This is a genomic window from Staphylococcus equorum, from assembly GCF_001747895.1.
Taxonomy (GTDB): domain Bacteria; phylum Bacillota; class Bacilli; order Staphylococcales; family Staphylococcaceae; genus Staphylococcus; species Staphylococcus equorum_A.
Window position 1 is genome coordinate 74,852 of record NZ_LNNB01000031.1, and the last position, 8,299, is coordinate 83,150.

At 33.4% G+C, this 8,299-nt stretch carries 5 protein-coding genes; all 5 read left to right on the forward strand.

From position 1 onward, the window contains the following. The first annotated feature begins 59 nt into the window (after positions 1–59). Complete coding sequence (gene panB, locus AST02_RS13015; protein WP_069818135.1) at positions 60–872, forward strand: 3-methyl-2-oxobutanoate hydroxymethyltransferase; 813 nt, start codon at positions 60–62, stop codon at positions 870–872. Then, the gene (gene panC / locus AST02_RS13020; RefSeq protein ID WP_069818136.1) at positions 869–1,717 is read left to right on the forward strand and encodes a pantoate--beta-alanine ligase; all 849 of its coding nucleotides are present in this window, start codon (positions 869–871) and stop codon (positions 1,715–1,717) included. The genes panB and panC overlap by 4 nt, the downstream gene beginning before the upstream one ends. A gap of 261 nt (positions 1,718–1,978) precedes the next feature. After that, positions 1,979–3,466 carry a malate dehydrogenase (quinone) gene (mqo, locus tag AST02_RS13025; RefSeq protein WP_069818137.1) on the forward strand — a complete coding sequence of 496 codons (1,488 nt, stop codon included), beginning with the start codon at positions 1,979–1,981 and terminating at the stop codon, positions 3,464–3,466. A 222-nt stretch (positions 3,467–3,688) separates the two neighbouring features. Next, a complete protein-coding gene (gene exaC / locus AST02_RS13030; protein ID WP_069818138.1) occupies positions 3,689–5,209 on the forward strand; it encodes an acetaldehyde dehydrogenase ExaC in 1,521 nt (506 codons plus the stop codon). A gap of 215 nt (positions 5,210–5,424) precedes the next feature. Beyond that, the coding region (locus AST02_RS13035; RefSeq protein WP_069818139.1) for an Ig-like domain-containing protein at positions 5,425–8,299 on the forward strand (2,875 nt) is incomplete at its 3' end.

Genomic DNA, 8,299 nt, shown 5'->3' on the forward strand with positions numbered 1-8,299 from the left:
TAGATTGGTTAGTATATGGATAACAATACAAATATAACAAACTGCGGAGATGATTTTAATTGAAAACATTAAATCAGTTAATAGATATGAAACAGAGTAACGATAAGATATCAATGGTGACAGCATATGATTATCCTAGTGCGAAGCAAGTTGAAGCAGCACAGATAGATACAATATTAGTTGGTGATTCATTAGGGATGACCGTCTTAGGTTATGACAGCACAGTACAAGTAACAGTAGAGGATATGATTCATCATGCCAAAGCTGTACGACGAGGTGCGGCAGACACATTTGTAATTGTAGATGTGCCTTTTGGTGCGGTAGGTGTAAACGAGCAGTCGGATTTAGAAACAGCTGTAAAGTTATATCAACAAACTCAAGCTAATGCGATTAAGGCTGAAGGTGCGCATTTAACTCAATATATTGAAAGTTGTAGCAATATGGGTATCCCAGTTGTTTCACATCTTGGTTTAACACCCCAAAGTGTTGGTATAACAGGGTATAAAATGCAGGCAAATACCAAAGAAGCAGCGCAACAACTTATAAATGATGCGTATGCTGTACAACAAGCAGGTGCTGTTATGTTAGTGTTAGAAGCTATTCCAAGCGATTTAGCTGCTAAAATTACTAGAAATTTAGATATCCCAGTTATTGGAATTGGCGCTGGTAAAGGCACGGATGGACAAGTATTGGTGTATCATGATTTACTAAATTATGAAGTGAATCATCAAGCAAAATTTGTGAAACAATATGGTGATTTTTCAAAAGGTGTTCAAGCATTATCTCAATATGATACTGAAGTTAAGTCACAACAATTTCCGAGTGATGCATACACTTACAAAAAGCAGGTCATGAACGAGGTGTCTGAATGACTGAGTTAATTACTACTATAGAAGAAATGACTGAGATGTCTAAGCAATGGAGAAAATCAAATAAATCAGTGGGCTTTGTACCTACGATGGGCGCCTTACACGAGGGCCATTTAAAAATGATGTCACAATCTATTTCTGAAAATGATGTGACAGTTATTAGTGTTTTTGTAAATCCGCTGCAATTTGGACCTGAGGAAGATTTAGATGCGTATCCTCGAGACATTGAAAGTGACACAGCAAAAGCAGCATCAGTAGGCGTAGATTATATTTTTTATCCGAGTGAAGAAGAAATGTATCCGGAACAACCTACAATTGAAGTGAAGGCTGGACGTTTAGCGTCAGTATTAGAAGGCGCACAGCGTCCGGGTCATTTTGACGGCGTAGTGACAGTAGTAAATAAACTGTTCAATATTATACAACCACAGCGTGCTTATTTTGGAAAAAAAGATGCACAGCAGTTAGCTATAGTGGAAAAAATGGTTGAAGACTTTAATCATACAATTGATATTGTAGGCGTAGACATTGTTCGTGAAGCGGATGGTCTAGCTAAAAGTTCACGTAATATTTATTTAACACCAGATGAAAGAGCAGAAGCGCCTCACCTCTATAAAAGTTTGCAGTTAGCACAATCATTATATAATCAAGGTGAACGCAGCAGTTTGAAAATCATTGAAGCTACCCGTGATTATATACAACAATATACGAGCGGGGATATCGAAACAGTAGCAATTTATAGCTATCCTCAACTTGTCGAGCAACATGAAATTACAGATAGAATTTTTATATCGCTGGCAGTCAAATTTAGCCAGGCACGTCTAATAGATAATATTATTATCGGTGATTAATTTGTCTTAATGTATTTACATGTTTAGCGAACAATTCAGTTAGATACAACATTCTCTCAATATACAATTTACATTTTCTTAGTGTTGATTTATCATATAAAGAGAGAGATATTTATCGAGAAAACGATTATATGATAATTAAATAGTTTTAAGGGTATAAATACAGTAGTGAAAATGATGTATGTGTTATCTCAAGAACTAAACAACTATGTTTTATCTTATATAATTAATTAAAAAGTGATTACGAGAGGTGGTAAAAAAATGAGTGAATCTAACTCAAAAGATGTCATTTTAATTGGTGCTGGTGTTTTAAGTACAACATTCGGTACGATGTTAAAAGATCTTGCACCAGAATGGAATATCAAACTTTTTGAAAGACTCGAAAAACCTGCAATTGAAAGTTCTAACGAACGCCACAATGCTGGTACTGGACATGCCGCATTATGTGAATTGAACTATACAGTTGAACAAAAAGACGGTTCAATCGATATCGAAAAAGCAAAAGAAATTAACGAACAATTTGAGATTTCAAAACAATTTTGGTCTCACTTAGTAAAAAGTAATCAAATTCAAGATCCACAAGAATTTATACGCCCATTACCGCATATTAGTTTTGTGCAAGGCGATAAAAATGTGAATTTCTTGAAGAGACGTTATGAAGCACTTGCGCCTTTATCAATGTTTAAAGGTATAGAATATACAGAAGACCATAAAAAACTACAAGAGTGGATGCCATTAATGATGGAAGGCCGCGATCCAGAAGAAGTAGTTGCAGCTAGTAAAATAAACGAAGGTACAGATGTGAACTTCGGTGAACTTACAAGAAAAATGGCTAAAAACTTAAACGAACATGAAAATGCAGAACTTTTCTACAAACATGAAGTTCAAGACTTCAGCCGTCGTAAAGATGGTAAATGGGAAGTTAAAATTAAAGACCTTAAAACTAATAAAGTAGAACATCACATTACTGACTATCTATTTATTGGTGCAGGTGGTGCTGCAATTCCAATGCTACAAAAAACTGGTATTCCAGAAAGTAAGCATTTAGGTGGTTTCCCAATTACAGGAGAATTCTTAGTATGTAATAATCCTGATGTTGTAGCTAAGCATGAAGTTAAAGCTTATGGTAAAGAACCTGAAGGTACACCGCCAATGACGGTACCTCACTTAGATAGACGCTATATCCAAGATGAAAACTCATTATTATTTGGACCATTCGCAGCGATTGGCCCTAAATTCTTGAAAAATGGTTCTAATTTAGATTTATTTAAATCAATTAACCCTAGCAACATAATCACTATGTTAGCTGCAGCGGCGAAAAACTTCCCGTTAATTAAATATTCTATTCAAGAAGTATTAGCTAAAAAAGAAGATCGAATGAAAGAATTACGTCGATTTGTTCCTGATGCTAAAGATAAAGATTGGGATATTATGCAAGCTGGTAAACGTGTTCAAGTTATCAAAGATACAAAAGAACACGGTAGAGGATTTATTCAATTCGGTACAGAAGTTGTAAATTCAAAAGACCATTCTGTAATTGCATTATTAGGTGAATCTCCAGGTGCTTCTACTTCAGTTTCAGTTGCATTAGAAGTAATCGAGAAAAACTTCCCAGATTATATGGCTGAATGGGAACCTAAGTTGAAAGAAATCATTCCATCTTATGGTAAATCATTAATTGAAGATTACGCATTATTAAAAGAAATACGACAAGCAAATAATGCTGAACTTGAATTAAACAATAAATAATAAGTAATAAACTATCCCTTGAAGTATCATGCTTCAAGGGATTTTTGTATCTAATTTTAATATATTTTCGTCTAACAAGTTAAACTAATACAAAGTGTACTCTTTTTTACTATTATTTCTTATAAAATATCATTTATTTCTCTTATAAAATTAAAGTATTATATAAGAAAGCGCTTACTTTATTTTAATGAGGGTATAAGACCCAATAAAGGAGGTTTTACAATGATATATACAAATCCAAATCAAGAAGATGCAAAATACAAAGTAAAATCGAAATATGCTAATTTTATAGGTGGAAAATGGGTTGAACCCCAAGAAGGAAATTATTTTGATAATATTTCACCAGTTACAGGTGAAAGTTATGCCAAGATACCAAAGTCCACACAAAAAGATGTTGATTTAGCAGTTGAAGCTGCTCAGAAAGCGCAAGTCGAATGGGGTAAAAAATCATTATCTGAAAGATCACAATTATTATTAGATATAGCTGATCGTATTGAAGAAAATTTAGAATATTTAGCAGTGATAGAAACTTTTGATAATGGTAAGCCAGTGAGAGAAACACTTACAGCAGATTTACCATTAGTAGTAGATCATTTTAGGTATTTTGCAGGTGTGATTCGCGCCGAAGAAGGCGGCATTTCCCAAATAGATAATGATACAGTTGCATATCATTACAAAGAACCCTTAGGTGTAATTGGACAAATTATCCCTTGGAACTTCCCTTTACTTATGGCAACTTGGAAGATTGCTCCAGCGATTGTAACAGGCAATACAGTGGTACTTAAGCCTGCAGAACAAACACCAGTATCGATTTTACATTTTATTGAACTGATAGAAGATATTTTACCAGAAGGTGTGCTTAATATAGTAAATGGCTTCGGCAATGAAACTGGTGAAGCGCTAGCGACCCATAAAAACATAAATAAAGTTGCGTTTACAGGTGAAACGACAACTGGAAAAATTATTATGAAAAATGCTAGTGACAATGTCATACCGGTCACGCTTGAACTGGGTGGTAAATCACCGAATGTATTTTTCAAAGATATCATGGATGAAGATGACGAATTTTTAGAAAAAGCTGTTGAAGGCTTAGTCATGTTTGCACTAAATCAAGGTGAGGTATGTACATGTCCTTCAAGAGCACTTATTCATGAAGACATTTATGAAAAATTTATAGCTTTATGTATAGAAAAAGTGAATAAAATAAAATTAGGAAATCCTTTAGATGAAACAACAATGGTTGGTGCACAAACTTCAAATGAGCAACAAGAAAAAATCAAAAAATACTTAGATATTGGTAAGGAAGAAGGCGCTGAAATTCTTGTAGGTGGAAATGTTAGACAAGAAAACGAGAATTTAGAAAATGGATTTTATATTGAGCCAACGATATTCAAAGGCGACCAAAGTATGCGTATTTTCCAAGAAGAAATATTTGGTCCAGTATTATCTGTCGCAACTTTTAAAACAAATGAAGAAGCTCTAGAAATGGCGAATGATACGATCTACGGTCTTGGCGCAGGTATTTGGACGAGAAATCAAAATACTGCGTATCGCATAGGCAGAGGAATTCAAGCAGGGCGTGTATGGGTGAATAATTATCATACTTATCCAGCACATGCTGCTTTTGGCGGGTACAAAATGAGTGGTATTGGTCGTGAAAATCATTTAATGATGTTAGACCATTATCAACAAACTAAAAATTTACTTGTAAGTTATGATACAAAACCAACAGGTCTATTTTAATGAAAAAGAAATAAATATAATGAGAAATTTAAAACTATTGCGCTAATGCGTGATAGTTTTTTTGTTGTTACTAAAATTATTTCCAATTGTATATTTTCGTGAACCTAATAAATAATTTTCTAACTTAATTTTTATATTTAAATCCATATAAAACTCTTAAAAAAATAATACAATTGTGATATTGTAATATCGACTAAGATTAATGGAGGAAAATAATGAAAAACAATCATGATTTAACACCTAATAGAAAGAATAAATATTCTATTAGAAAACTTTCAGTTGGCACAGCGTCATTATTAGTAGGAAGCGTATTAGTATTCGGATTATCTAACGATGCGAATGCAGCAGAAAACGATCTTCCAAAAGATTCCAAAGCACTCAATACTAATGTGAATGAAGATGATAACCACTTAGTTGATACAGAAAAAGCAAATAGCAACGAACAAGAGCCAGTCAATGACTTTTCAGAAAGCCATGATATTCAGAAGGACAATTTAAAAGCAAGTCATAGTGCTTCAGAGCAAAGTATTGTTCAAAGTAAGCCAACAGCAAATAACACAAATGAAATTGACACCAACAATAAAGAACCAGAAGTAGCTGTAAACACTAATGAAAGTAAAGTTACTGACAATAAAGAGAATAATAACAACGCGACGAATGTAATTGAAAAAGAAAATGCAGCGTCAAAATCTAATAAAACTAATGAAGAGAATAGTGAAATTGTAAAAATCGAGAATAAACTAAAAGCTGATAATAAAGCGAATGGTGAAAAAGAAACTAATGTAATTGAAAAAGAAAACAAAGAAAATAGTGAAATTATAAAAAACGAAAATAAAAAAGTTAATAATGTTGATGACACATCTCCAAATTACGAGGATAGACAAACAAGTGATGTAGCAGAGGAAACTACAATAAACCAAAGCGAGGCACAATCTAAACAAACAAGAGATGTTAATAGTTATATAGCAAATAATACTAGTAATAAAATAAAAGCAAAAGATGAAGTAAATACACAAAGAGAAAATACTAATTCAGCTAATGCGAACACTGGCGTAGATAGAAGTGGAAGTGAAAGAGCAAGAGCGCTGAATACAAATGAATCCAATAATAATGTTGCTAAAGTGAGAAGAACTCGTTCAGTCATAATCAGAAAAAAATCACCCAGAGCAATGACAGAAGATAGTTCTTTGGAAACATTAGATTACTCAGATAACTATACATTCCAAACCTTGATTTTTGATCCTAGTACATTAACAAGTAACGGAGTTTTAAATGGTAAAACTATTCCATTTGAAATCCATAGTTATTTGACTGGAGCAAATTCTGGAGATAGATATAAAATAAATTTACAACTAGACCCAGTGATTGCTAACCATGTGACAAGAATTACTGTTAATCCTGTTGGTTCTACATCACCAGTAAAGTTAGTTAGATTATCTAATAAGCAAGGTAAATTGACTAACATTTGGCAAGTTAATTTCATTAGAGCAAATGGTGGTTTATTTGGTGGTGCAGAAATATTATCGCAATATACAGCCACTGGAGGACGTATGGAACTTGACACTACCGTTAAAAATATCTTGAACAGTATGAAAAATAAAAAAGATAAGTTAAATTATCTCATATATGTTAAAGACGATTTTGAAAATAAAAAAATACAAACCTCAGAAACGAGCGGTTATTTTTTAACACCATCAGATACGGAAATAAATAACATTATCCCATCACAATCTAATAATGCTAATAGTGCATTTAAAGCAAGTAGTGGAACAGTACAATTTGATTCTACAATCGGTAATTTCGGTGGTGCAATCATAGATCATCAAATATTAAAGAATGGAATATTTAACTATGGTGGAAGAATACTTGATCTTGGGTTAAATAAACAATGGGCATATAATTATCAAATTGATCCTACTTTATTACCATATATTTCTTCAATAGAATTACATAAATTAGATTTTAAAGGTGTAAGTGGTTTTGATAAGAAATATTATAAAGGAAATAGAGTAGCAACGCTTGCAGTTGATGCAAATGGTAGAGGAACTATTGCAGATATCGATTTAAATAAACTCATAGAATTTAATAATTCATTACCAGAAACTGTAGGTATTAGAATTGTACTTGTATATAATCAAAGCCCTAATAATATATTAACTAGGGGTGCTTCTTATGATGCGAACGGTAATTTAATACCTAGTACAACACGAGTAAAAGAAGACTTTGCTTTTAATGGATACTTAACAGATAGAAATGGAGGAATGATCGCTAATACTTTTGGTTCTTCAACGTACTACATTCAAGATATAGATAAAGATGGTTTGACAGATAATTTTGAAATTCATAATTCTCATTCTGATCCATTTAACGGTGATACAGATAGAGATGGTAAAAATGATGGAGACGAAGTTTTAAGATATCAGACCTCTCCATTAGTAGGCAAACCTATTGTAAATGATATCACGACAGAGGATACCATCATTAACGGTGATGTCCCATTAGATCAATATGCAGCAAATCAAAAAGTGAAAATTTTGAACGCAAATGGCACGGTAGTAAGTCAAGGTACTGTGAATAGTAACGGTACATTTAGATTAAACGTATCGAAATTAACACCTGGTACTTATAAGGTGGCTATAGACTCACCTAACTATCGAAATGATGAGGTAAATACATTTAAGGTAATTGATATAAAATCATTATTAAAACCAATTATTGCCCCGGTTAACGATCAAAGTACAAGCCTTCAAGTCAATGGTGTTGGAGGATCTACTATTGTGGTCAAAGATAATAATAACAAGGTTATTGGAAAAGTGGTGTTAGGAAACAGCGAGACAACGAAAACGTTGCAGTTGACCCAGCCACTTAAAGCCGGAACAATTTTGACTGCTACTGCTACTGCTACAAAGAATGGAAAAACGAGCTATGCATCAGACCCAGTAACTGTGACAGACATAACAGCACCAAACGCACCAGTGGTGAATGAAGTCACAAGTGAAGGTACACAAGTAACAGGAACAAGTGAAGCAGGATCGACGATTACAGTTCAATTCCCAGATGGAAGTGTGACAACAGGCACAGCAGATAGTC